Source organism: Rhizobium sp. BR 249, assembly GCF_047445895.1.
GTDB lineage: Bacteria > Pseudomonadota > Alphaproteobacteria > Rhizobiales > Rhizobiaceae > Rhizobium.
In genome coordinates this window covers 80,457-107,256 of the sequence record NZ_JARWKX010000006.1, presented here as the reverse complement: position 1 = coordinate 107,256, position 26,800 = coordinate 80,457, and the positions used below count along the sequence as shown (strand labels likewise).

At 63.0% G+C, this 26,800-nt stretch carries 21 protein-coding genes and 1 pseudogene; 17 read left to right on the top strand and 5 right to left on the bottom strand.

Annotation, left to right across the window (positions count from 1 at the left end; all coding sequences use genetic code 11):
• Window positions 1–49: 49 nt before the first annotated feature.
• A complete protein-coding gene (locus QD408_RS07970) occupies window positions 50–6,352 on the top strand; it encodes a HAMP domain-containing protein (protein WP_414138934.1) in 6,303 nt (2,100 codons plus the stop codon).
• 10 nt (window positions 6,353–6,362) lie between these two features.
• Window positions 6,363–8,039 carry a response regulator gene (locus QD408_RS07965; protein WP_414138933.1) on the top strand — a complete coding sequence of 559 codons (1,677 nt, stop codon included), beginning with the start codon at window positions 6,363–6,365 and terminating at the stop codon, window positions 8,037–8,039.
• A 73-nt stretch (window positions 8,040–8,112) separates the two neighbouring features.
• Here QD408_RS07965 and QD408_RS07960 read toward each other — a convergent pair whose 3' ends face one another.
• Window positions 8,113–8,340, bottom strand: a complete 228-nt coding sequence (locus tag QD408_RS07960; protein ID WP_414138932.1) for a hypothetical protein — start codon at window positions 8,338–8,340, stop codon at window positions 8,113–8,115.
• A gap of 162 nt (window positions 8,341–8,502) precedes the next feature.
• Between QD408_RS07960 and treZ the strand changes: the two genes are divergently transcribed.
• The 9 genes from treZ (at window position 8,503) to QD408_RS07915 (ending at window position 14,829) form a co-directional block, all read left to right on the top strand.
• On the top strand, window positions 8,503–10,278 hold the full coding sequence (gene treZ, locus QD408_RS07955) for a malto-oligosyltrehalose trehalohydrolase (protein WP_414138931.1): 1,776 nt from the start codon (window positions 8,503–8,505) through the stop codon (window positions 10,276–10,278).
• A 14-nt stretch (window positions 10,279–10,292) separates the two neighbouring features.
• Window positions 10,293–12,194, top strand: coding sequence for a 4-alpha-glucanotransferase (gene malQ, locus QD408_RS07950; RefSeq protein WP_414138930.1), 1,902 nt, complete (start codon window positions 10,293–10,295; stop codon window positions 12,192–12,194).
• 17 nt (window positions 12,195–12,211) lie between these two features.
• A complete protein-coding gene (locus QD408_RS07945) occupies window positions 12,212–12,412 on the top strand; it encodes a hypothetical protein (protein ID WP_414138929.1) in 201 nt (66 codons plus the stop codon).
• Window positions 12,413–12,574: 162 nt separating this feature from the next.
• Window positions 12,575–12,736: a hypothetical protein gene (locus tag QD408_RS07940; RefSeq protein WP_414138928.1), complete on the top strand. Its 162-nt coding sequence runs from the start codon at window positions 12,575–12,577 to the stop codon at window positions 12,734–12,736.
• 184 nt (window positions 12,737–12,920) lie between these two features.
• Window positions 12,921–13,205, top strand: coding sequence for a hypothetical protein (locus tag QD408_RS07935; protein ID WP_414138927.1), 285 nt, complete (start codon window positions 12,921–12,923; stop codon window positions 13,203–13,205).
• 34 nt (window positions 13,206–13,239) lie between these two features.
• Window positions 13,240–13,647, top strand: coding sequence for a hypothetical protein (locus tag QD408_RS07930; RefSeq protein ID WP_414138926.1), 408 nt, complete (start codon window positions 13,240–13,242; stop codon window positions 13,645–13,647).
• Window positions 13,648–13,714: 67 nt separating this feature from the next.
• Window positions 13,715–13,963 carry a hypothetical protein gene (locus QD408_RS07925; RefSeq protein WP_088684202.1) on the top strand — a complete coding sequence of 83 codons (249 nt, stop codon included), beginning with the start codon at window positions 13,715–13,717 and terminating at the stop codon, window positions 13,961–13,963.
• A gap of 273 nt (window positions 13,964–14,236) precedes the next feature.
• Window positions 14,237–14,467: a hypothetical protein gene (locus QD408_RS07920; RefSeq protein WP_088684291.1), complete on the top strand. Its 231-nt coding sequence runs from the start codon at window positions 14,237–14,239 to the stop codon at window positions 14,465–14,467.
• Between the two features lie 101 nt (window positions 14,468–14,568).
• A complete protein-coding gene (locus QD408_RS07915) occupies window positions 14,569–14,829 on the top strand; it encodes a hypothetical protein (RefSeq protein ID WP_414138925.1) in 261 nt (86 codons plus the stop codon).
• Between the two features lie 60 nt (window positions 14,830–14,889).
• Here the strand turns inward: QD408_RS07915 and QD408_RS07910 are convergent, their stop codons facing one another.
• Together QD408_RS07910 and QD408_RS07905 are read right to left on the bottom strand one after the other, a co-directional pair.
• Window positions 14,890–15,828 carry a sialate O-acetylesterase gene (locus QD408_RS07910; protein ID WP_414138924.1) on the bottom strand — a complete coding sequence of 313 codons (939 nt, stop codon included), beginning with the start codon at window positions 15,826–15,828 and terminating at the stop codon, window positions 14,890–14,892.
• Between the two features lie 214 nt (window positions 15,829–16,042).
• On the bottom strand, window positions 16,043–17,149 hold the full coding sequence (locus QD408_RS07905) for a LacI family DNA-binding transcriptional regulator (protein ID WP_414138923.1): 1,107 nt from the start codon (window positions 17,147–17,149) through the stop codon (window positions 16,043–16,045).
• 175 nt (window positions 17,150–17,324) lie between these two features.
• Here QD408_RS07905 and QD408_RS07900 point away from each other — a divergent pair, with 175 nt between their 5' ends.
• The 6 genes from QD408_RS07900 to QD408_RS07875 all read left to right on the top strand — a co-directional run bounded on the left by QD408_RS07900 (window position 17,325) and on the right by QD408_RS07875 (window position 23,949).
• On the top strand, window positions 17,325–18,152 hold the full coding sequence (locus QD408_RS07900; RefSeq protein WP_414138922.1) for an ABC transporter substrate-binding protein: 828 nt from the start codon (window positions 17,325–17,327) through the stop codon (window positions 18,150–18,152).
• Between the two features lie 80 nt (window positions 18,153–18,232).
• A complete protein-coding gene (locus QD408_RS07895; RefSeq protein ID WP_414138921.1) occupies window positions 18,233–19,753 on the top strand; it encodes an amino acid ABC transporter permease/ATP-binding protein in 1,521 nt (506 codons plus the stop codon).
• Window positions 19,754–19,814: 61 nt separating this feature from the next.
• Window positions 19,815–20,951 (top strand): NAD(P)/FAD-dependent oxidoreductase, encoded by a 1,137-nt coding sequence (locus tag QD408_RS07890; RefSeq protein WP_414138920.1) that lies wholly within the window; start codon window positions 19,815–19,817, stop codon window positions 20,949–20,951.
• Window positions 20,952–21,040: 89 nt separating this feature from the next.
• Window positions 21,041–21,547 (top strand): hypothetical protein, encoded by a 507-nt coding sequence (locus QD408_RS07885; protein WP_414138919.1) that lies wholly within the window; start codon window positions 21,041–21,043, stop codon window positions 21,545–21,547.
• A gap of 190 nt (window positions 21,548–21,737) precedes the next feature.
• Window positions 21,738–23,636, top strand: a complete 1,899-nt coding sequence (locus QD408_RS07880) for a potassium transporter Kup (protein WP_414138918.1) — start codon at window positions 21,738–21,740, stop codon at window positions 23,634–23,636.
• A gap of 61 nt (window positions 23,637–23,697) precedes the next feature.
• Window positions 23,698–23,949 carry a hypothetical protein gene (locus QD408_RS07875; protein ID WP_414138917.1) on the top strand — a complete coding sequence of 84 codons (252 nt, stop codon included), beginning with the start codon at window positions 23,698–23,700 and terminating at the stop codon, window positions 23,947–23,949.
• Window positions 23,950–23,974: 25 nt separating this feature from the next.
• Here the strand turns inward: QD408_RS07875 and QD408_RS07870 are convergent, their stop codons facing one another.
• Both QD408_RS07870 and QD408_RS07865 read right to left on the bottom strand, forming a co-directional pair.
• Window positions 23,975–26,482, bottom strand: a complete 2,508-nt coding sequence (locus QD408_RS07870; RefSeq protein WP_414138916.1) for a methyl-accepting chemotaxis protein — start codon at window positions 26,480–26,482, stop codon at window positions 23,975–23,977.
• Window positions 26,483–26,631: 149 nt separating this feature from the next.
• Window positions 26,632–26,796: pseudogene (locus QD408_RS07865) on the bottom strand (EEP domain-containing protein); the annotation flags it as partial.
• Between the last annotated feature and the right edge of the window lie 4 nt (window positions 26,797–26,800).

Here is a 26,800-nt window from a genome sequence, read left to right as displayed (position 1 = left end):
CTTTTTCGAGCGGAGCACTAATTACCTCTGTTCGAACAGGGGGGATTTCGTGAGCAAGCAAACCAGTGAATTTTCGCGCGACGACGCTGCGGCCGAAAGCCTCAATGGGCACGACCACAAAAACATGGCGTTCGACGATGCCAGCGCCCTTCTCGAGGTGCTGGTCGCGGTCAGGCGCGGCGATTTTTCCGTGCGGATGCGCTCCGACCTGACCGGTCTTACCGGCAAGGTCGCCGATGCGCTGAACGACATCATCGCCGCCAACCAGCGCATGGCCAAGCAGCTCGAACATGTCGGCCAGGTCGTCGGCCGCGACGGGCGGACGAGCACGCGCGTGCGCTTCGGCCTCTCGGACGGTTCGTGGTCGGAAATGGAAGGCTCGATCAACGGCCTGATCGACGATCTCCTCTGGCCGACGACGGCCGTCACGCGCACGATCACCGCGGTCGCCAAGGGCGATCTGCTGCAGACCGTGCCGCTCGATGTCGACGGGCGGGCGCTCAAGGGCGAATTCCTGCGCTCGGCCGATATCGTCAACACGATGATCAAGCAGCTCAGCGTCTTCACCTCCGAAGTGACGCGTGTCGCCCGCGAAGTCGGCACCGACGGCAAGCTCGGCGGGCAGGCGCAGGTGCCCGAGGTGACGGGCGTCTGGAAGGACCTGACCGAAAGCGTCAATTCGATGGCGTCGAACCTGACGGCGCAGGTGCGCAACATCGCCGAGGTGACGATCGCGGTCGCCAACGGCGACCTCTCCAAGAAGATCACCGTCGACGTGCGCGGTGAAATCCTGCAGTTGAAGGAAGCGATCAACACCATGGTCGACCAGCTGCGCTCCTTCGCCTCCGAAGTGACGCGCGTCGCCCGCGAAGTCGGCACCGAGGGCAAGCTCGGCGGGCAGGCGCTGGTGCCCGGCGTCGCCGGCACCTGGAAGGACCTGACCGACTCGGTCAACGCCATGTGCGGCAACCTGACGGCGCAGGTGCGCAACATCGCCCAGGTGACCACGGCGGTGGCGCGCGGCGACCTCTCGCGCAAGATCACCGTCGACGTGTCGGGCGAAATCCTCGAACTCAAGGAAACCATCAATACGATGGTGGATCAGTTGAACGGCTTTGCCGGCGAAGTCACGCGCGTGGCGCGCGAGGTCGGCACGGAGGGGCGCCTCGGCGGCCAGGCGCAGGTGCCAGGTGTCGCCGGCACCTGGAAGGACCTGACCGACAACGTCAACTCCATGGCCTCGAACCTGACGGCGCAGGTGCGCAACATCGCGGAGGTTTCGACCGCGATCGCCAATGGCGACCTGTCGAAGAAAATCACGGTGACGGTGTCGGGCGAAATCCTCGAACTGAAGGAGACCATCAACACGATGGTCGACCAGTTGAACGCCTTCGCCTCGGAAGTGACGCGCGTGGCGCGTGAAGTCGGCACGGAAGGCCGGCTCGGCGGCCAAGCGAACGTGCGCGGCGTGGCCGGCACCTGGAAGGACCTGACCGAGAACGTCAACTCAATGGGCGGCAACCTGACGGCGCAGGTGCGCAATATCGCCGAGGTCTCCACCGCGATCGCCAATGGCGACCTGTCAAAGAAGATCACCGTCGACGTGAAGGGCGAGATCCTCGAACTGAAGGAAACCATCAATACGATGGTGGACCAGCTGAACGCCTTCGCCTCGGAAGTGACGCGCGTGGCCCGTGAAGTCGGCACGGAAGGCCGGCTCGGCGGTCAGGCGAACGTGCGCGGCGTGGCCGGCACCTGGAAGGACCTGACCGACAGCGTCAATTCCATGGCCTCCAACCTCACAGGCCAGGTGCGCAACATTGCCGAAGTCGCGACTGCCGTTGCACAAGGCGACCTTTCCAAGAAGATCACCGTTCCCGTGTCGGGCGAAATCCTCGAACTGAAGGAGACCATCAATACGATGGTCGACCAGTTGAACGGTTTTGCCGGCGAAGTCACGCGCGTGGCGCGCGAGGTCGGCACCGAAGGCCGGCTCGGCGGCCAGGCGAACGTGCTCGGTGTCGCCGGCACCTGGAAGGACCTGACCGACAGCGTCAATTCCATGGCCGGCAACCTGACGGCGCAGGTGCGCAATATCGCCGAAGTCTCCACGGCGATTGCCAATGGCGACCTGTCCAAGAAGATCACCGTTTCGGTCTCTGGCGAAATCCTGGAGCTCAAGGAAACGCTGAACACCATGGTGGACCAGCTGAACCGCTTCGCCTCGGAAGTGACGCGCGTGGCGCGCGAAGTCGGCACCGAAGGCAAGCTTGGCGGCCAGGCGCAGGTGCCGGGTGTCGCCGGCACCTGGAAGGACCTCACCGAAAACGTCAACTCCATGGCCTCGAACCTGACGGGCCAGGTGCGCAACATCGCCGAAGTCACGACCGCTGTCGCGCGCGGCGACCTCTCGCGCAAGATCACCGTCGACGTGAAGGGCGAAATCCTCGAACTGAAGAACACCATCAACACGATGGTGGACCAGCTCAACGCCTTCGCCGGTGAAGTCACGCGCGTGGCGCGCGAAGTCGGCACCGAAGGCAAACTCGGCGGCCAGGCGCAGGTCTCGGGCGTCGCCGGCACCTGGAAAGACCTGACCGACAGCGTCAATTCCATGGCCGGCAACCTGACGGCGCAGGTGCGCAACATCGCCGAAGTGGCGACCGCAATCGCCAATGGCGACCTGTCGCGCAAGATTACCGTCGACGTGCGCGGCGAAATCCTGCTGCTGAAGGACACGCTGAATACCATGGTCGACCAACTTCGCTCCTTCGCCGGCGAAGTGACGCGTGTCGCCCGTGAAGTCGGCACCGATGGCCGCCTCGGCGGCCAGGCCGTCGTTCCCGGTGTGGCCGGCACCTGGAAGGACCTGACCGACAACGTCAACCTGCTCGCCGCCAACCTGACGACCCAGGTGCGCAACATCGCCGAAGTCACGACCGCTGTGGCGCGCGGCGACCTCTCGCGCAAGATCACCGTCGACGTGAAGGGCGAAATCCTCGAACTGAAGAACACCATCAACACTATGGTGGACCAGCTCAACGCCTTTGCCGGCGAAGTGACGCGCGTGGCGCGCGAAGTCGGCACCGAAGGCAAGCTCGGCGGGCAGGCGCAGGTGCCGGGTGTGGCCGGTACCTGGAAGGACTTGACCGACACCGTCAACGTCATGGCCGCAAACCTCACCGAACAGGTGCGCGGCATCGTCAAGGTGGTGACGGCGGTCGCGAACGGCGACCTCAAGCAGAACCTCACCGTCGCCTCCAAGGGCGAGGTGGCCGCCCTTGCCGAAACCATCAACAACATGACCAACACGCTCGCGACCTTCGCCGATCAGGTGACTACGGTGGCGCGCGAAGTTGGTGTCGAGGGCCGCCTCGGCGGCCAGGCGAATGTTCCCGGCACCGCGGGAACGTGGAAAGACCTGACCGGCAACGTCAACCTGCTGGCCGCGAACCTCACGACCCAGGTGCGCGCCATCGCCGAGGTGGCGACCGCCGTCACCAAGGGCGACCTGACGCGCTCGATCAAGGTCGATGCGCGCGGCGAAGTGGCCGAGCTCAAGGACAACATCAACACGATGATCGACAACCTGCGCCTGACGACGGAGCGCAACACCGAGCAGGACTGGCTGAAGACCAACCTGGCGCGCTTCACCAACATGCTGCAGGGCCAGCGCGACCTGACGCTGGTCGGCAAGATGATGCTCTCGGAGCTGGCGCCGCTGGTCGGCGCGCATCAGGGCGTCATCTACCAAGTGGATGCCGACGAAGAGCAGCCGTTCCTGTCGCTGCTGTCGGTCTATGCGCAGGGTGTCGAGGCGGCGCACCCGCTGCGGCTCGATTTCGGCCAGGGCCTCGTCGGCCAATGCGCCAGCGATGCCCGCCGCATCCTCGTCACCGATCTTCCCGATAATGTCGTCCCGATCAGCTCCGGCGTTTTCACGACGCTGCCGCGAAGCGCGATCGTGCTGCCCGTTCACTTCGAGGGCCAGGTAAAGGCGGTGATCGAGCTTGCCTCGGCCGGCGAATTCACCGAGCTGCAGCTCTCCTTCCTCGATCAGCTGACGACCTCGATCGGCATCGTTCTCAACTCGATCGAAGCGACCATGCAGACCGAAGGCCTGCTCAAGCAATCCCAGCAGCTCGCTGCCGAGCTGCAGACGCAGCAGCGCGAGTTGCAGCAGACCAACGAGCAGCTCGGCCAGAAGGCGCAGCAGCTGGAGGAACGCAACGTCGAAGTCGAGGCGAAGAACCAGGAAATCGAGCAGGCGCGCCGCGCGCTGGAGGAAAAGGCGACCGAGCTTGCGCTGACATCGAAATACAAATCGGAATTCCTCGCCAATATGTCGCACGAGCTGCGCACGCCCTTGAATTCGATCCTCATTCTCGGCCAGCAGCTCGGGGAAAACCCTGACGGCAATCTTTCGGGCAAGCAGGTCGAGTTCGCAAAGACCATCCACGGCGCGGGCACCGATCTTCTCAACCTCATCAGCGACATCCTCGACCTCTCGAAGATCGAGTCGGGCACCGTCTCGGTCGATGCCGAGGAAATCTTCGTGACCAACCTGCTCGAAGTGATGGCGCGGCCGTTCCGGCACGAGGCCGAAAACCGCAACCTCTCCTTCGCGGTCGAGGTCGGCGCCGATGTGACGAAGAGCATCATCACGGATTCGAAGCGCCTGCAGCAGATCCTCAAGAATCTGTTGTCGAACGCCTTCAAGTTCACCGCGCAGGGCGGGGTCACGCTGCGCGTCGCATCGGCGACGAGCGGCTGGTCGCTGGAGCATCCTTCACTGCGGCACGCGCCTTCGGTCATCGCCTTCGAGGTGGTCGATACCGGCATCGGCATACCGCCCGAGAAGCAGCGCATCATCTTCGAAGCGTTCCAGCAGGCGGATGCTTCGACCAGCCGCAAATATGGCGGCACCGGACTTGGCCTGGCGATCAGCCGCGAACTGGCGAACCTGCTCGGCGGCGAGATCCAGCTGCGCAGCACGCCCGGCGTCGGCAGCACCTTCGTGCTCTACCTGCCGCTCACCTATGTCGGCGCCGGTGCGGTCGCGCCGAAGCCCGCCCAGGCGCCGGCAAATGTCGTGGAATTCGCGGAAGCCGCCGCGCTGCGCCGGGCCGAAAAGCCCGCCGAACATGTCCAGGACGACCGTCACCGGATCGAGGCCGGCGACTCCGTGCTGCTCATCGTCGAGGACGATGCGCACTACGCCCGCGTTCTGGTCGATCTCGCCCACGACAACGGTTTCAAGGTGCTGGTGGCGATGCGCGGCAGCGATGCGCTCGTTCTGGCGCAGGAATACAAGCCGTCGGCGATTTCGCTCGATATTTTCCTGCCCGACATGCTCGGCTGGACGGTGCTGAGCCAGCTCAAGCAGAATTCGCAGACGCGGCACATTCCGGTGCAGATCATCAGCCTCGACGAAGACCGCCAGCACGGGCTGACCCGCGGCGCCTTCGCCTTCATGAGCAAGCCGACGACGCCGGAAGGCCTCGGCAAGGCCTTGTCGCGGCTGAAGGCCTATGCCGAACCGCGGCGGAAGCAATTGCTGCTGGTGGAAGACAACGAAGCCGAGCGCATGAGCGTCACCGCCCTTCTCGGGCACGACGATATCGACATAACAAGCGTCGGCTCCGGATCGGAGGCGCTCGCCGTTCTCCGGCAGGGCTCGGCCGATTGCGTCGTGCTCGACCTCACGCTGCCCGACATGTCCGGTTTCGACGTGCTGGAGCAGATCCGCGACGATGACGGGATCGCCGAGGTGCCGGTGGTCGTCTTCACCGGCCGCGAGCTTTCGCCCGAGGAGGACGCCACGCTGCACAGCATGGCGCGCAGCGTCGTGGTGAAGGGTGTGGAGTCGCCCGAGCGCCTGCTCGACGAGACGGCGCTCTTCCTGCACCGCGTCGTCGCCGACCTGCCGGCCGCAAAACAGGCGACGCTGCAGGAGCTGCACAGTTCCGACGAGGATCTGGTCGGCGAGACCGTACTGCTCGTCGACGACGACGCCCGCAACATCTTCGCGCTGAGCAGCGTGCTGGAGCGCCGGGGCATGAAGGTGCTGACTGCCACCACAGGCAGCGAGGCGATCGACGTCATCAACACCGAGCCCTCGGTGGCGATCGTGCTGATGGACATCATGATGCCCGGCATGGACGGCTACGAGACGATGCAGGTCATCCGCTCCGAGCCGCGCTTCCGGCGGCTGCCGATCCTGGCGCTGACGGCCAAGGCGATGAAGGGCGACCGCGAGAAATGCCTGGAGGCGGGCGCATCGGATTACCTGGCGAAGCCCGTCAACACCGAGCAGCTTCTGTCGGCGCTGCGCATGTGGCTGCACCGCTGAGGACCCGGTCATGAACCCCGTCAACATCCTCCTCGTCGACGACCAGCCCGCCAAGCTCCTGAGCTATGAGGTCATTCTCGAAGAACTCGAGGAAAACCTCATCAAGGCGCAATCGGCCCGCGAAGCCTTCGAGCACCTGCTGCGAACTGAAATCGCCGTGATCCTCGTTGATGTCTGCATGCCCGAGCAGGACGGTTTCGAACTCGTCGGCATGATCCGGCAGCACCCGCGCTACCAGAACACGCCGATCATCTTCGTCTCCGCCGTCATGCTGGCCGAACCCGACCGGCTGCGCGGTTATGCTGTGGGTGCGGTCGACTATGTCTCGGTCCCGATCGTGCCCGAGGTGCTGAGAGCCAAGGTCAGGGTCTTTGCCGATCTCTACCGGAAGACGCGGGAGCTCGAACGGCTGAATGCCGATCTGGAGGCCCGCGTTCGCCAGCGCACCGCCGAACTCGAAACCTCGGCAGCGCAACTGCGTGAGCTGAACGAGGAGCTGGAACACCGGATCGACCAAAGGACGCGCGAGCGCGAGGAGGCGCTGGCCCAGCTCTTCGAGGCGCAGAAGCTCGATACGATCGGCCACCTCACGGGCGGAGTGGCGCATGATTTCAACAATCTCCTGATGGCGGTTCTCGGCAGCCTGAGCCTCCTGAAGAAACGGCTTCCGGCCGACGAGCGCAGCGAACGGTTGGTGACGAACGCGATCCAGGCGGCCGAGCGCGGAACGGCGCTCACCCAGCGCCTGCTCGCCTTCGCCCGCCGCCAGGAGCTGAAACCGCAGGCGGTCGATTTCCTCCGGCTGTTCGAAAACGTCGAGGATCTTCTTGCCAAGGCGGTGGGGCCGCGCGTCGAAATCCGCAAAAGCATTCCGGCGGATCTGTCACCGCTGCTGGTCGACAGCAACCAGCTGGAACTGGCGCTGCTCAATCTCTTCGTCAATGCCCGGGATGCGCTGGAAAGCGGCGGCGCCGTAACCGTTGCTGCGGCCGAGGCCGAAGAGCCGACATTGCCCGGCCTTGCGGGCGGCAATTACATCAGGATATCGGTGTCGGACGATGGCGAAGGCATGGATGAGGCGACGGTGTCGCGCGCTGCCGAGCCCTTCTTCACCACCAAAGGGGTCGGCAAGGGCACCGGCCTCGGTCTGTCGATGGTGCATGGTCTGGCGGCCCAATCCGGCGGTTCGATCCAGATATCGAGCATGCGGGGAAAGGGCACGACCGTCTCTTTATGGCTGCCCGTTGCCGAGGCCTTCGCCAGGACGCAGCCGGTCGCAGAGCCTCCGGCGGCCGAACCCTTGAAACCGGTGTCGAGGCCGCTTGCCATTCTCGTCGTCGATGACGACGCCCTGGTCCGGACCGGAACCGTGGCGATGCTGGAGGATCTCGGCCACCTGCCGCGCGAAGCCTCTTCGGCTTCACAGGCGCTGGAATTCCTCGCCGGCGGCCAGGGCTGCGACCTCGTCATCACCGATCATGCCATGCCCGGCATGACGGGCGCCGAGCTCGCGCGCCACCTTCGCTCCGCCTTCCCCGGCCTGCCCGTCATCCTCGCCTCGGGTTATGCCGAACTTTCCGAAGACAATGCGCTCGGCCGGATGCTGAGAATGACGAAGCCCTTCACGCAGGAGCAGCTACAGACGGCCATGGATCAGGCGCTGTCAGGCAAGGTCGCGGCGGCTTGAGCCGAAACACACGGCCGGCGTCTTTAAAATATCGGGATGAGGTTGATCTGGTGCCGGTGGAAATGGATCGTTTCTACCTATCATTGCTTCGCTGCGGCGCTTCATCGATCTTTTCCCGATCGATTTGGTTCATGCGCGCTTCGAGGCGCTGCCAGGTCTCATCGAGTGGCTTGGCCTTGCTAGGGTCGGTCTTATAGGCATCGTAAGTGGCCGCAACGTCCGTCCGCAACCAATGCTCGATGGCATTTTCGCGTTCCATCTCCGAGGGCATTGTAATGTTCGTCTCTTGCGTCGAATGCATCGATGCACTCCTATTCTTTCAAAGGCATACAACAACCCTGCGACAGAATAGAATCCTACTGCTCTCGACAGCTGGCCGATAGAGCAATCCGCGCGCGGACGAAACTTTTTGCTCCCGGAAAAGTTACCCAAATCCCGTCCTGATTTCATCGAAGGTTTTCCCTTGACCAAAATGACGTTCGGCCCGGCATTCACCGAAGAGGGCATTCTGTTTCGCCTCTGGGCGCCGCTGCATGAAAGCGTGTCGCTGAAAATCGAAAGTGCCGGTCTGCTGCCGATGCAGGCGGCAGAAGATGGATGGCACCACTGCCTCGTCTCCGGCGCTCGTGCCGGCGCGCGCTACCGTTTCATCCTGCCCGACGGTCTCGAAATTCCTGATCCCGCCTCGCGGTTCCAGCCGCAGGACGTGCATGGTCCGAGCGAGGTTATCGACCTTTCCGCCTATCGCTGGAGGACGGGCGATTGGACAGGCCGGCCCTGGGAGGAGATGGTTATTTACGAGATGCATATCGGCTGCTTTACGCCGGAGGGCACGTTCAAAGCCGCGATCGAGCGTCTCGACCATCTGCGCGAGTTGGGCGTTACGGCTCTGCAGATCATGCCGCTCAGCGACTTTCCGGGCCGTTACAGCTGGGGTTATGACGGCGTGCTCCCCTATGCGCCCGACAGCAGCTACGGGCGGCCGGAGGATTTCATGGCTTTGGTGGATGCGGCGCATGCGCGTGGCATCAGCGTTTTCCTCGACGTGGTCTACAATCACTTCGGGCCTGATGGGAATTACATCCCTTCCTACGCGCCGCTTTTTACCGATCACCACAAGACGCCCTGGGGCCACGGCATCAATTACGACAGCGACGGATCGCAGATGATCCGCGAGTTCATCATCGAGAATGCCCTCTACTGGCTCACCGAATTCAGGCTCGACGGTTTCCGTTTCGATGCCGTCCATGCCATCAGGGACGACAGCGACGAGCATCTTCTCCACGCGCTTGCCCGGCGCGTCAGGGCCGCTGCCGGTGGGCGGCACATTCACCTGATCGTCGAAAACGAGGAGAATGACAGCGATCTCCTGAAGCGCGACGAAAGGGGCGAGGCGCGGCTCTTCACCGCCCAGTGGAACGACGATATGCATCATGTGCTGCACATCGCCGCCACCGGCGAGACCTTCGGCTATTATGCCGACTACGCCGGTGACGCAGGCAGGCTCGGCCGGGCGCTGGCGGAAGGCTTCGTGTTCCAGGGCGAACATATGCCCTATCGCGGGGGAAGCCGTGGCAGGCCGAGCGGCCACCTGCCGCCGACGGCCTTCGTCTCCTTCATCCAGAACCACGATCAGATCGGCAACCGCGCGCTCGGCGACCGCGTCATGGCCACGAGCCCGGCCGATGCCGTCAGGGCCGTCACCGTGATCTATCTGCTGGCGCCCGAGATACCGATGCTGTTCATGGGCGAGGAATGGGGTGCGCGGGAGCCCTTTCCATTTTTCTGCGATTTCGACGAGGAGTTGAACGAGAAGGTGAGGAAAGGCCGCCGCGAGGAGCTTTCGCGCCTGCCGGGCTTCGATGCCGAAGACCTTCTCGACCCGACTGCGCCCACGACCTTTTCGGCCGGCAAGCTGGATTGGTCGAAATGCGCTTCCTCTGAGGTTCTCGATTTCCACCGGACGCTTCTCGACATCAGGCGTCGAAGGATCATTCCCTTGCTGAAGGGAACGGGCGCCGGAAATGCGGTTTACCGCGCGGAAGGAACCGCCGTTGCGGTGGATTGGACGTTGGCCGGCAACAGGCGTCTTCATCTGCGCGCCAATATCGGTAACGAGGCAGTGCGGCTCGGCCTCCAGCGTGAGGGCGGCGAGACGATCTTCCGCCTCGGCCGCAGCGATGACGGCGAGCTTGCGCCCTGGACGGTGATCTGGAGCATCAGCGAGGCCGCGCGCTGAGAGGAAGGCAAGTGATGAAATCCGCTGAGCTCGACAAGCTCGCCCGCCGGCACGGCATCAGTCCGACGAGGCCGAGCCCCGACAATCGGGAGGTGGCGATCTCCAATGCGGTCAAGCGCAAGGTACTCTTGGCGTTGAACGTCGAATTGTCCGCAGCCGCGGGCCGCGAGACAGACGTGGCGCAACCGGAGCCGGCGGATGGGAAGATCCCGGTATCGTTTCTGCCTGAGTTCCTTGCCGGTACGCGGATCTGGGGAATAGCGCTGCAGCTTTATGAACTTCGCTCTGTGCGCAACTGGGGGATCGGGGACTTCGAGGATCTTGGCGATATGACGGATCTCGCGGCGTCGCTCGGCGCGGATTTCATCGGCCTCAACCCGCTTCACGCGCCGCTCCTTGCCGATCCCGAGCGCTGCAGCCCTTACGAACCTTCGAACCGCCAGCATCTGAACCCGCTCTATATCGCCGTCGACCGGGTGCCGGGATTCGCCGGCAATGCCGAACTCGAACGGCAATTGAAGGAGCTTCGCCGAACCGTTCTCGTCGACTATGCCGGCGTCGCACGCCTCAAGCTTCAAGCCCTGCGCGACCTCTGGCCGGTGTGGAAGGTGCAAGCGGAGATGGACGAGAGCTACAATCCCGATGATTTCGCCGCCTTCGTGGCGCAGGGCGGGCACAGCTTGCGGCGACACGCGCTTTTCGACTGCCTGTCGCTTTCCATGGTCGAGCGCGGCGCGGGCGCCGGCTGGCAGGCATGGCCGGTGGAGTTCCAGCGTGTCGACAGTCCCACCGTCGCCGCGTTCGAGCGCGAACATGCCGACGACATCCGTTTCCACATATGGCTGCAATGGCTCGCCCATCGGCAGCTGCTGCAGGCGGCGGAGCGGGCGCGCAAGGCCGGCCTGCGGCTCGGGCTCTATCTCGATCTTGCGGTGGGCGAGGCCGTCGACGGCTCGGCGACATGGAGCGAGCCCGAAATCTATATTTCCGAGGCCACCATCGGCAGTCCTCCCGATCCCTTCGCCATCGATGGACAGGACTGGCACTTAGCCGGCTTCCTGCCCTCCAAGATCACCGCAGGAGATATGTCGCCTTACCGGCGCATGGTGAGCGCTGCCATGCGCTATGCCGGCGCGATCCGCATCGACCACGCACCGGCGCTTCGCCGCCTCTTCCTCGTGCCGCTCGGCAGCCGGCCGGAGGAGGGCGCCTATGTCCGCTATCCCCAGCATCAGCTCATGCAGATCCTCGCCGAGACGTCCGCCGAGCATCGATGCCTCGTCATCGGCGAGGCGCTCGGAATGATCCCGGAAGACCTGCCGGACGATCTCGAAGCGGCACAGATCCTTTCCTACCGCATCCTTTCCTACGAGCAGGACGAAAAGGGCCTCAAGCCGGCCGACGCCTATCCCGCCCTCGCTTTGGCCTGCATTTCGACGCATGACCACCAGACGCTTGCCGGCTGGTGGCGCGGCGCCGACATTCGGGATCGGTGTCAGCACGGTATCGTGCCGCCCGATCTCACCGAAAAACATCTCGAAAACCGCAAACGGGAGCGCAGACACCTGAAGGCGGCGCTCAAGGCGGCGGGCCTCGATCTGCCGGTCCGCCTGACCGCAAGGGCAAGCCAGGAGACGCTGAGGCAACTCACAGTCAGCGCCCATCGCTTCATCGCCAGAACGCCGTCGCTGCTCGTGGCGGTCCGGCTTGCCGATCTCACCGACGAGAAAAAGCCGACCAATATTCCAGGCACCAGCGACAGCTACCCCAACTGGAAGCCGAAACTCTCGGTCTCCCTCGAAAATCTGAGATCGAGCCCGCTGCTCGCGCGCGTGACGCAGGCGATGCGGGAAGAACGGCCGCAAAATCGAACGGGGAGGGAACGAATAGAGAGGCGGCGGATTCTGAATAGGTAAGAGTAAGGATCGCCGAAATGAAATCGAAGAAACCACTGGTCGAAGTCGCCGTCGCAACCGAGGAGGGACGGGTGCCGCTCGGCATCATGAACGCCAAGCAGGCGCTGGCGCTTCCTGACGATCTCGATGTGGAAGTATCCCATCCTGATCATGAGCCGGGCAACACCGATCATTTCATCCAGAAAGACGAGCTGCGCCGGCATCTGGATAAATCTTAGGAGCGATTTGCCTGGGTCGCTTCCACTGTTGCGGATTTACCCCCGAGGCGGAACTTCCGCGCCTTTGGATGGTTTGACTCGACAAACCGAAGGAGAAAATCCGATCAGCCGGAGGCTTCAGGTCCGTCCGCTTGATATGACCAACATGATGGAAAACAGACCATGACGACCGCATTCATTCTCGTTGCACTGACCCTCATCGTCACCTTCGCCGGCCCGACCATGCTCTATATCTGCGTCGGCTATGCCGACTATATGCTGGAGCGGCGCAGGCATTTGCTGGCGGTAAAACACGCCGTAAGGCGTCGCAGCGACGAGCTTTAGCCCCGGCGAACGATCGGGGCCAGGATCATCTTCACGCTTGGATGCCGACGCCCTCGGCCGCCGGCCCGGTTGTTCCGGTCCATCCCGGCGTCTCGCTTGCCGCCGCTCGATTCCGGAACAAATATCCCTCGCCGCTTGTTACATTGGCGAAAAGCTGGCGACACCGGAGCAGTTGGAGGGTTCGATGAAGCGGAGCATGGGATTGATCCTCGCCGTTGCGCTGGCGAGCTGTACGGCGAGCTTAGGCAGCTATTCCTCGGCCGGTCTCGAACCCATTCCCGGCAGCATCACCTATAACGGCCAGCCGCGCACCAAGTTGACGAAATCGCCGGTGGGTTCTTCCTTCCCGCACAGCTTCACCGATCAATGGGGACGGGAGGTCGAGGAGATCTACATCATCCGGCCCGACCGGACTTTGCTGATCGCCGCGCGTCATTACCGGCCGGTCTTTTCGCTCGACGACGACTAACCTTGCCCGCCCGCCGCACAGAGGAGAAACGATCATGCCGCGCCGTAAGAGCACTGAAACCGCGACCCTCGACATCAAGGGAGCTAAGATCGGCGAGCCGGTGCCGAAGGCCATTATCGATACGAACACTGCCTCCGTCGGCATTCCCAGGCAGCCGGATTACGACCCTCGCGAAGAACTGAGCGCGCTGCGAAAACAGATCGACGCGCTCCAGCAGCAGGTTCTGGAGGCCGCCCGCACGGCCAAGGAGGGCGCCGGTAAAGCCGTGCGTCAGACCGAAGCGACGGTGAAGCTCTATCCGGTTTCGACGGTCCTCCTCGCCGTGGCCGTCGCCGGTGCGCTTGCCCTTGCGGGACGCCGCGCTTTCGCGCCGCGTCAGCGCTACTCCTCGCCGCTGGACGAGTTGAGGGATCTTTACAGTGCGCTTCGGGAGCGCGTCTGATAAGATTTTGGGATTGTCAGCCTGTCGATTATGCCCGACGCTTCATCATCCAAGCGAGGGGAAAACCATGCAGGACATCATCATACGAAGCGGTCTTGATATCGTTGGACGCACGGAACGCCTGGTCGAGACGGCGAGGCTGCTGCTGCAGAGCGGAAAGCTCGACGAGGCCGAACTCTACGAACTCGATTATGAGATCGAACGGCTGAAGGATATGGTCTACGCTGCGGACGAGGCCATCCGATCGCTGGCACAGACGGCTAAATGCCTACCGGAAACCGTCTGGACGCACGGGCTGAGGAGCACATTGCATTAAAGGCTGTCGCCGCCGTCGCCGGCCGGGTTTCACGAGGCCGGTTCGGAAAGGCTTTCATGCCCGATCTGCATGTCACGCTGATGTCACGCGACCGTAGCAGCAATATGTGCTTCATAGGCACTGTCGGATCAGGCTGAGGGGCCATCTGGCCGATTGCCCGAACCTGCCGTTCCGGCAGTTGACCGATTAAGTGGGACGACGGTCGAGAAGGACGCGCTGCCGGGGTATAGCACCGGTCCTCTTGCCGGTCATTGTTTCGTTGGGGCAATCGCGATGAGCACGAAGAGATCAGGGCGGAAATCTCAGCCCAGCGAATTCATCTTTCCCGTCCATACCCGGACGATCGCGCAGATTCGCTACGACATTCGCAGCCAGGTGATGACGGTGGTCTATCACGATGGCCGCTCGTGCAAGACATCGGGCATACAAGGCCCGGCGATGCTGAGGATTCTCGCCCAGCAGCCGCTGGAACGCTCTCCCTTTCTGCTGCAGACGGTCATCTGACGCTCTGGAGCCTTTCCGAATATTAAATCAGCAGGCACGGTGCATCCATTTCCGGCGCGCCGCGTTCATCCATGACAGTCAGATCCATGGAGGGAACGCCTATGATCTTTCCAGCGCCGAAAGCCGAAGCCCCCGCGCAGCGCTTCAAGGAGGCGGCCGCAGCAGCGCGCGATGCTTTGGGACAACTGATCGCAGAAGCGAATGAAGCCGGATGGGGAACCGAGGAAATTTCGCTGGCGCTCGTCGAGGCCGCGCGGTCTCTACATGACGCCAACAAGAAAGACCCTGATCCGGCCGATGATCCCGCTATCGCAGATGTGCCCGCAAAGGAGCAGATCGGCCACGGCGAACTCTACGATTAGAGCGGGACAAGGTTGCGCCTTCCTTCGCGAGCGAAGGCGTGAAAGCCTTTTGAGACAAGACTATCGCGAGGTCTCCAGGCGGCTGTCGCTACGCAGAAGGTTCAGCCAGGCCTGCGACACTTTCTCCCCGGCCGTGCCCCCGAAATGGCAATCGTCGTAGCGGTCGTCTCCATCGAGTAACGCGTCGGAATTTACCCCCTCCCGGATGCCGTGGCCGCCTTTTGACAGGGCCAGTTGCGCCCGTACTATCGCATTGTCCGGAATATGCTCCTTGAAGCCGCCGTTGCTCGGTTCGAGGCATTTCGATGCGATCGAAATGTAAACGGGTGCTTCGACGCCGTTCTGCCGCAATGTGTCGACCATCGACATGAAACGTTGCTGATAGGCCTCCGCAGTGGTGCCCATAACGAGGTCCGCCTCTCCTTGCACCCAGAGGACGTTCGTTATCCGATAACCGGAATCCCGAAGCTGTTTGATCGTATCGACCAGCACAGGATTGAAATCGCCGCCTGCCGCCCATCGTGCGACCTCAGATCCGGAATATGCGAGAGGCGCGAGGATGACGCTGTCATTTCGTCCCGATGCGATCAATTTGTTCCCAAGAAGCGTCCAGTACTCGCCCCTGGTATTGGTCGATCCAAGAAGTGGCGACGCCGCGATGAAGCACCGTTTGTCGAAGGCGTTTACAACGCGAGCGCCATAATCCGACCGGTGCCGTTGTCCACCGTAGTTGGCCGCGTTCGATTGGCCAAGAATGAGCAAGACGGCAGTTCGATCCGTTTGAGCCGGGCAGGTCACAGCGGTTTTCGTCTCATCGCCGATGAGGCGTTCCTTGTCGTCGAACGTATAACGGCTTGGAGCCGCTGCCTTCTCTCCGCCGACCATTTTCTTCAGTGCGGAAAGTTGTGGCCAGGGAAAGATCTCATGTCTCGCGCTCATGCCGCCGAGAAAGTAGATGGCGATCAAGGCGGCCAGGCCAACTGCTATTGTTGAGCGCATGTCGTTACCTTTTTAACATCATCCGATGACATCGAGCCTGTCGGGCGATCAAGGCTGCTCCAGCCATGAAGGTCCTTCACATCAGCCACATCTGCTTGCTCGGGCATGATCTCTAAAAAGAGTTCGCCGCGAAGATCGCGCCCCAATCGGCGACTATTTCATGCAGAGCCGCCGCAAACCTGCTCTAAACTATAGTCCGGACCAGTGATTACAATCATCCGGTTGGGTGAGAAATACTACTGCTATGTGGGTTAGGGTCGATCGTCGCGACCGAGCTGCGTATCACCAGGCTCGTCGCGACCTGCAGACGCTCGACGGCGAGAGGTTTTCGCTCGATCCGGGCGACCAGGCGCTCGCCGGCGAGCTTGCCCATCTCGTAGACGCGCTGGTCGACGATGGTGATCGGGGGAACCGTGACGCTGGTCCAGTCGGCATCCAGGAAGGAAATCATCGAGACGTCGTTCGGGACCGAAAGCCCAAGCGATTGCAGCGACTTGAAGATGCGCAGGCCGACGAGGCTGTCCGATGCCAGCAGCGCGATCGGCGGCGGCGCGTCCTGGAGCAGGCGTCTGGTCAACTCGTCCGTCTGCTGCTGGTCGGTGGCGCCGAGCCTGACATAATGAAGCGGGTTTGGCAGGGCCGTTTCCCTCAGGACGCTGACGAAGCCTTCCACGCGTTCGCGCACGGCGGAATTGGAGATCTGAGCGATATCGGTGAGCCCGCCATCCAAGGCCTCCATGGCGGAGACATAGGCGAGGCGGCGATGCCCCTGGCCTATGAGGTGGCGGGTCGCGGTGATTGCTGCATCGCGATCGTCTCCGGTCACAGCGTCGACGTCGAGTTCCGGAATGCTGCGGTCGAACAGCACGAGCGGCACGCCGGCGCGGCGGACATGCTGGAGATGTTCCATGCTATCGCAGCGGGCGGGCGTGACGATCAACCCGTCGACGCGTTTGCCGATCAGCAGGTCTACGGCCGATTTCTCCGCGTCGAGCTGTTCGCCCGAGTTGGCGATGATGACGTTGAAGCCCGCGAGCTTGGCCGCATCGCTGATGCCGCGCACGGCAAGGCTGAAAAAGGCGTTCTCGATATCGCCGACGACGACCCCGATGATGCCGGATCTTCCGGTGCTCATGCTCCGGGCCAGTTCGTTCGGGCGGTATTCGAGTGCGGCCGCGGCCGCCATCACCTGCTCCTTGATCGCATCGCTGACGGCGCCATAGCCGCCGAGCACGCGGGCGGCCGTCGCCTTCGACACCTTCGCGGCCTTTGCGACATCGGCGACCGTGACGGAACGTTTCGGAGCAGCGGAATCTTCCATGGGGCAGCAGTACAAGAGTCGTTGACGACAGGTCAATTGACCGATATCAAATATGATGTGAGACCGGTCTCTTTCTATAGGAGACCGGTATCTTGTCCATAGTTCTGTCGCGTTGGCGACAGCGCAGGGCGCACCGAATGCCGACAAGAGCATCCCTTCAGAGCGGAGAACGAACATGAAGCCTTTTGAATCTTTCGCGGCCATCGCCGCTCCCTTGCGGGCCGGCCTTCTGATATGTCTTCTGGCGATGGGAGCCGGGTCTGCGGCTGCAGCCGACAACCCTTACAATTTGATCGAGCCCGGGACGATCAGCGTCGGCACGATGGGCGACGCCAAGCCCTATACCTTCGCGACGGCGGACGGCCAGTTCACCGGTTTCGATATCGAGTTCTTTCTCAATGTCGTCTCGCGCATCGGCTTCCCCAAGGACAAGGTGACGTTCACGGGCCAGGAGTTCTCGGCGCTGCTGCCATCGGTCGCCAACGGACGCTTCGACGTTGCCGTTGCGGCGATCGGCACCACCGAAGCCCGCAAGAAGACGGTCGATTTTTCCGACGGTTATCTCGCCGGCTACCTCTCGGTGTTGACGTCGGATGCCGCGATCAAGGATGCGGACGGGCTGAAGGGCAAGCGTCTCGGCGTCGTGCAGGGAACGCTGCAGGAAGTCTATGCGGCGAAGAATTTCACCGAGACCGATCTGGTGAAATTCCCCGACAACAATTCCGCCGTCGCCGCGCTCAACAACGGAACGATCGACGCGCATTTCCTCGATTACGAGGCGGCCAAGCAATATGGCGAGCGCTATCCCGCGCTGAAGGTCGCCGTCAACATCCCGTCCTTCGACGCGCCGGCGGGCTTCGTGATCAGGAAGGGCAATGAGGCCTTCCGCACGGTCCTGAACGGCGCCCTGCACGACGCGATGCAGGACGGCACCTGGAAGACGCTCTATGAAAAATGGTTCCCCGGTTCGCCGATGCCGGACCAGTATCTTCCCAAGAAGTGAGGCGGCAGGCCGTCCGCTTGGAAACGGACGGCTGACGCTGCGCGCCGGCGTGCCCGGCAAGGGCTTCGATGGGGATTTCGATGAACTGGCTTGAAAATCTGCGCCGCAGCTTCCTGGACTGGGAGGCGATGGCGGAAGTGCTGCCGAGCATGATCAGCGTCGGTTTGAAGAACACGCTGATCCTCGCCGCCGCTTCGACCGTGCTCGGCGTCGTCATCGGCATGGTGCTTGCCGTAATGGGCATTTCACAATCCCGCTGGCTGCGGCTGCCGGCGCGCATCTATACCGATATTTTCCGCGGCTTGCCGGCAATCGTCACCATCCTGATCATCGGCCAGGGCTTTGCCCGGATCGGGCGCGACATCTTCGGCCCTTCGCCGTTCCCGCTCGGCATCCTCGCGCTCAGCCTGATTGCCGGCGCCTATATCGGCGAAATCTTCCGCTCGGGCATCCAGAGCGTCGAGCGCGGCCAGATGGAGGCCTGCCGGGCGCTCAGCATGAGTTACGGGCAGGGTATGCGCCTGATCGTCATCCCGCAGGGCGTCAGGCGCGTCCTGCCGGCGCTGGTCAACCAGTTCATTGGCAACGTCAAGGATTCGAGCCTGGTCTATTTCCTGGGATTGCTCGCCTCCGAGCGGGAGATCTTCCGGGTCGGGCAGGACCAGGCCGTCGTGACCGGCAATCTGTCGCCGCTGCTGCTGGCGGGTGTCTTCTACCTCGTCATCACCGTGCCGCTGACCCATCTCGTCAATTTCATCGATACGAGACTGCGGCTCGGAAAACAGGGACGCGGCTCGGGGGCTGCGAGCGGATTGGTCGAAGTGGGCGAGTTGCAGGCGGCCGCCGGCCCTGCTGCCGGCGATACGCCGCGTTTCAAGGGCGGTGCGCTCGGCATCCGCAATCTCAGCATGGCTTATGGCGAACTCGACGTGCTGAAAGGCATCGATCTCGATATCGCTTCGGGCAGCGTCACCTGCATCATCGGCCCTTCCGGTTCGGGCAAGTCGACGCTGCTGCGCTGCCTGAACAGGCTCGTCGAGCCGAAGGGCGGCGACATCTTGCTCGATGGCGACAGTATTCTCGCCATGAAGCCGGAGAAGCTGCGCCGGCGCGTCGGCATGGTGTTCCAGCACTTCAACCTGTTTCCGGACCATACCGCGCTCGAAAATGTCATGCTGTCGCTGACGAAGATCAAGAAGATGCCGAGGCAGGAGGCGCGGCGCATCGCCGAGGCGCGCCTCGCCGAAGTCGGTCTCGCCGCGCGCCGGGATCATCGCCCGGCAGGCCTGTCGGGCGGCCAGCAGCAGCGTGTCGCGATCGCCCGGGCTCTCGCCATGGATCCCGAGATCATCCTGTTCGACGAAGTGACGAGCGCGCTCGATCCCGAACTGGTGAAGGGCGTTCTCGACCTGATGGCCGCGCTCGGCCGCCAGGGCATGACGATGGCCGTCGTAACGCACGAGATGGGATTTGCCCGCAGGGTGGCCGACCAGGTCGTCTTCATGGACGAGGGCCGGATCGTCGAAGCGGGCTCCCCGCGAGAGATTTTCGACAATCCGAAAAGCGAGCGGCTGCGGCGCTTCCTCGCGGAAGTCCTCTGACGCGTGACGTATCCGCCCGGTTTTTCCGAATGAAGCAAGAGTAGAAGACAAGGTTATCGACATGAATGCTTCCCCCAAACCTTCGAAGGTCGTCGTCATCGGCGGCGGCATCTTCGGCGTCTCGACATCCGTCCATCTCGCCCGGCTCGGGATTTCGACGGTGCTCGTCAATGACGGGCCGCTTGCCAACGGCGCCTCCGGCCGGTCGCTCGCCTGGCTCAATTCGGCGCGAAAACGGTCGGACGCCTATCACCGGCTGCGTCTTGCCGGCATCGACCGCTACCGCACGCTCGCCGCCAGATATCCCGATGCATCCTGGCTGCGCTTCGACGGCGGCCTGACCTGGGATGCGGACGACGCCGGCAACGAGATCGCCGAGATGTTCGACCATGAGTGCGCGCTCGGTTATCACGCGCAATGGTTCGCGCCGGAGGATGTTGCCGGGGTGACGCCGGGCATCGACGCGGACGCCGTGACGCCGCAAGGCGCGATCTTTAATCCTGGCGAAGGCTGGGTCGATCTTCCCTCGCTGATCGACGTGCTTGCCAGGGAATTCACCTCGCTCGGCGGCGAGATCGTCACCGATGCCGGGAGCGCAACGGTCGAGGTCGAAGGCGCGCGTGTCTGCGGCGTAACCGCGGCGGACGGCAGGCGCTGGGATGCCGAATCCATACTGCTTGCCGCCGGCGCCGCCGTTCCCGCAATCGTGGCCGAGACCGGCCAGGAGATCAAGGATGCGACGCCCGTCGCCCTTCTCGTCAGGACCAAGCCGGTCCGCCACCCGCTGAAAGCTGTGCTCAACACGCCGCGCGTCGCCATCCGGCCCACACCCAATGGCGGTTTCGCGCTCGATTCCGCCTGGTCCGAGGAAGAGGTCGGGTTCAAGCCGGACGGCAGCTATGATGTCAGGCAATCGACGCTGGACGGGCTGCTCCGCGAGGCTTCAAAAGTTCTCGAAGGCAACCCCGTGCTCGAGATCGAAGATTATGGCGTCGGCCCGAAGCCGATCCCGGGCGATGGCGAGCCCGTTTTCGGCGAATTGCCGTCGATCTGGGGTTATTTCGTCGCCTTCAGCCATAGCGGCGCCACCCTCGGCCTGATTGCCGGCGAACTGCTGGCCGACGAGATCGCCACCGGACGCCGGCATCCGCTGCTGGCGGATTTTCGGCCCGAGCGCTTCAGCCCGCCGGAAGGATAAATCGACTTCGGGCGGCGTGGTTCGCCGAGCGGGTGGATCAATTAGAGCCATGGAACGTTCTGCCGACAGGAAACAACGGGAGACGCATCATGTTCAAGGACGAACCCGCCGGCAGCGGCACGGACAAGCGACTCGACGACGCCGGCCTTCCCCTGGCAAACAGGGAAGAGGCCGACATCAATCCTGATCTCCTCAGGCGCGAAGGTTTTGCGAGCGAGGCCGAATACCTCGCCTATCTCGCCACGCTCGGCCGGGATATTCCGTTCGAAGCCTATGTCGTGGAAACCGTCGAGGTCTCCGAAGGACCGGTTCTGGAAGCCCGCCTGCGGGAGTTGCGGGAAGAACTCGAAAATCTTCGGGCTCGGCTGCATGTGATCAGGGATCAGGCCGCGACCGTCGTTTCGGAAAACGTCCGATGGGCCGATGCCAGTGCTCATGCGCAGCTTGGCGATCGGCCATGGCTCAAGCTGGCGGGCGCAATGGCCGCGGCATTCGTCCTCGCGCGCGGCGTCAGGCGGCTGCCTCTGGGAACCGTGACGACCACCGCGCTGCCCCTGGTCGCCGCCGCCCTGAACCGGAAGCTTGCGAAGGCGTGATGTCGCGACGTGTGAGGTTTCGAGCGACATCATGTTCTGTTTCCCTTGATTTGAACCGGGATTCGGATTTAAGGCCGGTCAGGCCTAAAATCTGGGGATCCCGGTGAAACTCGATTAGGCTAAAATGCCGTTTCAAATCGCGATGGCCGCACCATATCCTTGGTCTGGGTCAACAGCCGAAGGATGCCTGATGAGTGCAACAGCCCACGAAGCCAGCAGCCACAATGGGTCGCGACAATTCGCGGGCCTGCTGATCGGCGCGATCGGGGTCGTATACGGCGATATCGGCACCAGCCCGCTCTACGCCTTCCGCGAGGCGCTTCGGCCCTTCGCCCATGACGGCGCGGCGCCGCATGAGGTGATCGGGCTGATCTCGCTGATGATCTGGACGCTGACGATCATCGTCACGTTCAAATACGTGCTCTTCCTTCTCCGAGCCGACAATGACGGCGAGGGTGGCACGCTGTCGCTGCTTGCTCTGCTCATGAAGAAGACGAAAAGGCACGCGACGATCTTTTTCTTCGCGGGCATCATCGGCGCTGCCCTTTTCATCGGCGATGCGATGATCACGCCGGCGCTTTCGGTCCTTTCTGCGCTCGAAGGGCTGAAGCTGGTGACGCCCGTATTCACGCCCTACGTCCTTCCGATCGCAGTAGCGATCATGCTCGTGGTATTTCTGGTGCAATCGGTGGGGACCGCCGCCGTTTCCAAGCTGTTCGGGCCGATCACGCTCGCCTGGTTCGTCGTCATCGGCATAGCCGGCCTGCTTCACATCGCCGACGACATGTCCATTTTCGCCGCGCTCAATCCCTACTACGCCTTCGATTTCATCACCCACGCAGGCTTCGTCGGCCTCGTCATCCTCGGCGCGGTGTTCCTGACCGTTACCGGCGCGGAGGCGCTCTATGCCGATCTCGGGCATTTCGGGCGCAAACCGATCCAGGTCGCCTGGTTTGCGGTGGTCTTCCCATCGCTTGCCCTCAACTACCTCGGGCAGGGCGCTCTCGTCCTCAAGAACCCGGCTGCCGCATCCGATCCGTTCTTCCTGCTCTTCCCGGAATGGGCGATGCTGCCCGCCGTGCTTCTGGCGACGGCCGCGACCATCATTGCGAGCCAGGCGGTGATCACGGGCGCCTTCTCGCTGGCGCGCCAGGCCATCCATCTCGGCTTCCTGCCGCGGCTGGAAATCTGCTTCACCTCCGCCTCGAACACCGGCCAGATCTATGTTCCCGCGGTCAACATGGTTCTGCTGATCGGTGTGCTCGCCCTGATCTTCTCGTTCGGCAGCTCGGAATCGCTGGCAACGGCCTACGGCATCTCGGTCACAGGCGCGATGGTGGTGACGACCATCCTGTCGTTCCAGTTCCTGCGCGCCGTCTGGGGCTGGACGGTGCTCTCGGCCCTCGCCGTGCTGCTTCCGCTCTTTCTGCTGGAGAGCATCTTCCTCAGCGCCAATCTCCTGAAGATCCATGACGGCGGCTATGTTCCGGTACTGATCGCCGCGGCGCTGATCGCCATGATGTGGACATGGAAGAAGGGAACGCTTCTCGTGCGGGATAAGTCTGCACGCAACGACATTCCGCTCACCCAGTTTATCCGCTCGATCGAACGCAAGTCGGAACACAGCCCCGTCGATGTCCCGGGAACGGCGATCTTCCTGTCGAGCGTTCCCGACATGGCGCCGGGCGTCCTCCTGCACAACATCAAGCACAACAGGGTCCTTCACGAACAGAACGTCATCTTGAACATCAGGACGGCCTCGCGGCCCTATGTGCCCGACACGCAGCGCGTGACGATCGAGAGGCTCTCGCCCCGCTTCAGCAAGATCCAGCTGGATTTCGGCTTCATGGAGGATCAGAACGTGTCGGCGGCCATGCCGCTCTGCCGGCAGGCTGGATTCCAGTTCGAGATCATGTCGACCTCGTTCTATGTCGGGCGGCGCAAGCTGGTCGGCGATCCCAATACCGGTCTTCCACGCTGGCAGGATCGCCTGTTCATCGCCATGGCCGGCTTCGCCATCGATCCGTCCGATTATTTCCAGCTGCCGAGCAATCGCGTCGTCGAGCTCGGCGAACAGATGGTGATCTGAGCGGCCGCCATCTTGTTGCCGAACTGTGCGTGAACTCTTCCTTTCCCAGAAGGAGGCAGGCATGGCTGCATATGACGACCGCTACGTCGAGATCACGACGCGCCTTCGCTCGGTGCAGTCGTTTTGCGATTTCCTCTCGCAGGGCGGAACCGTTCGCATCGCCCCGGCGGAGGGTGCGTCCTACAAGGACGTGACGGCTGTTCTCCTCGAGCGCAACCGCCGGGAAGCCGAAGTGCTCGCCCGCACGCGCCGGCAGCTCTATCCCGAGCTTGCGGACGAAGACGTGACGCCGCCGCTTTACAGCCGCCACTGACGCCGCCACGAGCGCGGGCGGCCGTTTATGCCGCGCTGGCGCGCCGAGAGGCGCCCGTTTCACCCAGCTGGAACTGGTCGATCAATTGCAGGAGCGTCCTCGTCTCGTCTGCGAGTTCCTTCGTCGCCGCGCTCGTTTCCTCGACCATGGCCGCGTTCTGCTGCGTCATCTGGTCCATCCGGTTGACGGAGGAGTTCACTTCATGCAGCGCGTTGTACTGTTCCCGGCTCGAGCGGGCGATGACGTCCATCTGTTCGGATGCGCTGACCACCTTTGAGGAGATGCTTTCGAGGACGTCGCTCGTTTCGCGCACGACGCGCGCGCCGTTGGTGATCTCCGCCCGCGAGCGGCCGATGAGCTGCTTGATCCGCTGGCCGGCGTCTGCCGAGCGCTGGGCGAGATCGCGGACTTCCTGAGCCACGACCGCAAAGCCTTTGCCGGCCTCGCCGGCGCGGGCGGCCTCGATGCCGGCATTGAGCGCGAGCAGGTTCGTCTGGAATGCGATATCGTCGATGACGTCGATGATCTGCACGATCTCGTTGGAGGCCGCCTCGATCTTGCTCATTGCATTGATGGCGCTGGCGACGACCTCGGATGAGGAATCGGCCGTCTGCTTCGTGTCCGTGATGATCTGGCGGGCATCGTCGGCGCAGGCCGCCGACGAACGGACCGTCGTGGTGATCTCCTCGATGGCTGCGGCGATCTCTTCGAGCGCGACGGCCTGTTGTTCGGTGCGCTTCGCAAGGTTGCCGGCGGAAATGTCCATCTGCCCGGCATTGCCCTCGATCATCCGGGTGTTGGTGCGGATCTGGTCGATCGTTTCCTGGAGGCGCAGCAGGGACGAGTTGAAGTCGTTGCGGAGCTGCTCCAGACGGCCGAAGAAGGGCGTTGCGATCGTCTGCGAAATATCGCCATGCGCCAGGCGTCCGAGCCCCTCGGCCAGCGCCGTCACCGCAAAATCGATCTGCTGTTCGACTGAGCGTTTCTCCTCGTCGTTGCGATGCCTTTCCTCCTCGGCCCTCGTCCGTTCGATCTCGCTGCGCTCCTCGATCTCGACCTTGGCAATGGCATTGTTCTTGAAGACGCCGAGCGCACGGGCCATGTCGCCGATTTCATCGGCGCGGCTCTCGCCGACGATCGCCGTTTCGAGCTTGCCGTCGGCGAGCCGCCGCATGGCCGAGGTGATCTGGTTGATCGGCCCCTTGAGCGTGACGGTCAGCCCGATCCCGGCGAGAATTGCGATCACGACGCCGAGGATCGTCGTTCCCATGGACATGGAATTGGCGTCGGCCCGCTCCTCGGCCGCGTTCTGCCGCTGCATTTCGGCGAAAGCCGTCAATTGAGCCCACATGCGGTCCACATCGGCGGCGGCGGCGCGGAATTCGTCCTGGCGCTGTGCGCTGATGCGGACGAGATCGGCGGCCGATGTTTGCATCTTGTCCAGCGCCGGCAGAAGTTTCTTCTTGAGGTTGTCGAACTGCGCAACGCCCCCCGCATTCGAAACCAGCATGTCCAGGCCCTTCCTGACGGCGGTGATTTCCTGCGAGAGCCTCTGGAGATTGGCGTCGGTGGGCGCGAGCGTCAGCTTCGCCATGACGATCTGGATCACGTAAGCCGAGGTCGTGAGCTTCTGGCCGTCCCTCTGGCCGGTCTTGGCGCGATCGACCGTCTTGGCGGTCTCGGCCGCCTTGTCCGTCACCGCCTTCACCCGCCGCGTCGCGACCGCCTGCAATTCCGGCAATGTGCCGACCATCTGGCCCGTCGCGTTTTTGAGGCCGGCTGCGCGCTCTTCGGTCTGATCGGTGGCCTCGGCAAGCGGCTTCAAGGCGGCAATGGCATCGCCGATCGTCTTCTTGGCTTCCGGCACCTCGCCGGCAAGCGCCATGGCCAGGATGCGCTGCTGCCGGGCGAGCTCCTCCATATCGGTGCCTGTGATCGCGCCGGCGGCTTGCGCCTTGTCGTTCAACGATTGGGCGAGGGAGGCGAACTCGGAAATGCGCTGTGCATCGCCGAGTGTATTGCGAGCTTCGTCTTCCTGACTGTCGGCGGCGCGCTGGAGAACCTTGGTGCCCTCGACGATATCCGTCTGGGCCGACACGACGGCGCTTTGCGCCTTCTGGAGATCGGCGAACAACGCTGCCCGGCTCTGCTGAAGCTGCCACAGCGTATCCATGCGGGCCGAAATTCCGTCGATGGAGGACAGCGCCTGTTCCAGCTCCTGCTGGCCGCTGCGGTCGGAAGCAAGCCTGTCGAGGCCGGATTTCAGAAGGGTCCGTTGATCGGCAAGCTTTTGGGCGACGCCATCCCGGTTTTCCCGAGTGGCATTGGCTAGAAATTCGGCCATTGCGGCCGACAGGTTGCGGAAGCCGCTGAGCGATTGCAGGACGGAATTGGAAATATCCATCCGCCCCTGAAGCAGGCTCGATGCATAAAAACCCGTCGCGCCCACGGCGATGATGCTCAAGACGAACGGGGTAATGAACACCATCACCTGCGTCTGGATACGAACCCGCGATAACAGCCTTCCGAACATGAGCCCCTCCTCTCCTGGATTCCGCAAACACTCGAGCATCAATGGAATGAATATTTCGTAGCATGAAATTCGTGAAATATCCGTTTCAAATGTCGCTCTGATGGGGGCTCAACGTCGTTTTTCCACCGGTTACTGAGAGGCGAACTGTCCAGACGCACCGAGGCGACCCGTGTCAGCCGGTTTTGGAGCACGGCTGCCCTGCCGACGACGAGATCGTCGGTGACGAAGATGTGGTCGAGGCGCATCAGCGGATCGCGGGAGGGAAAGGTCGCTCGCGGCGTCCATGGCCCGGCGAGCCGATAGGTCGCGGAAGATGAA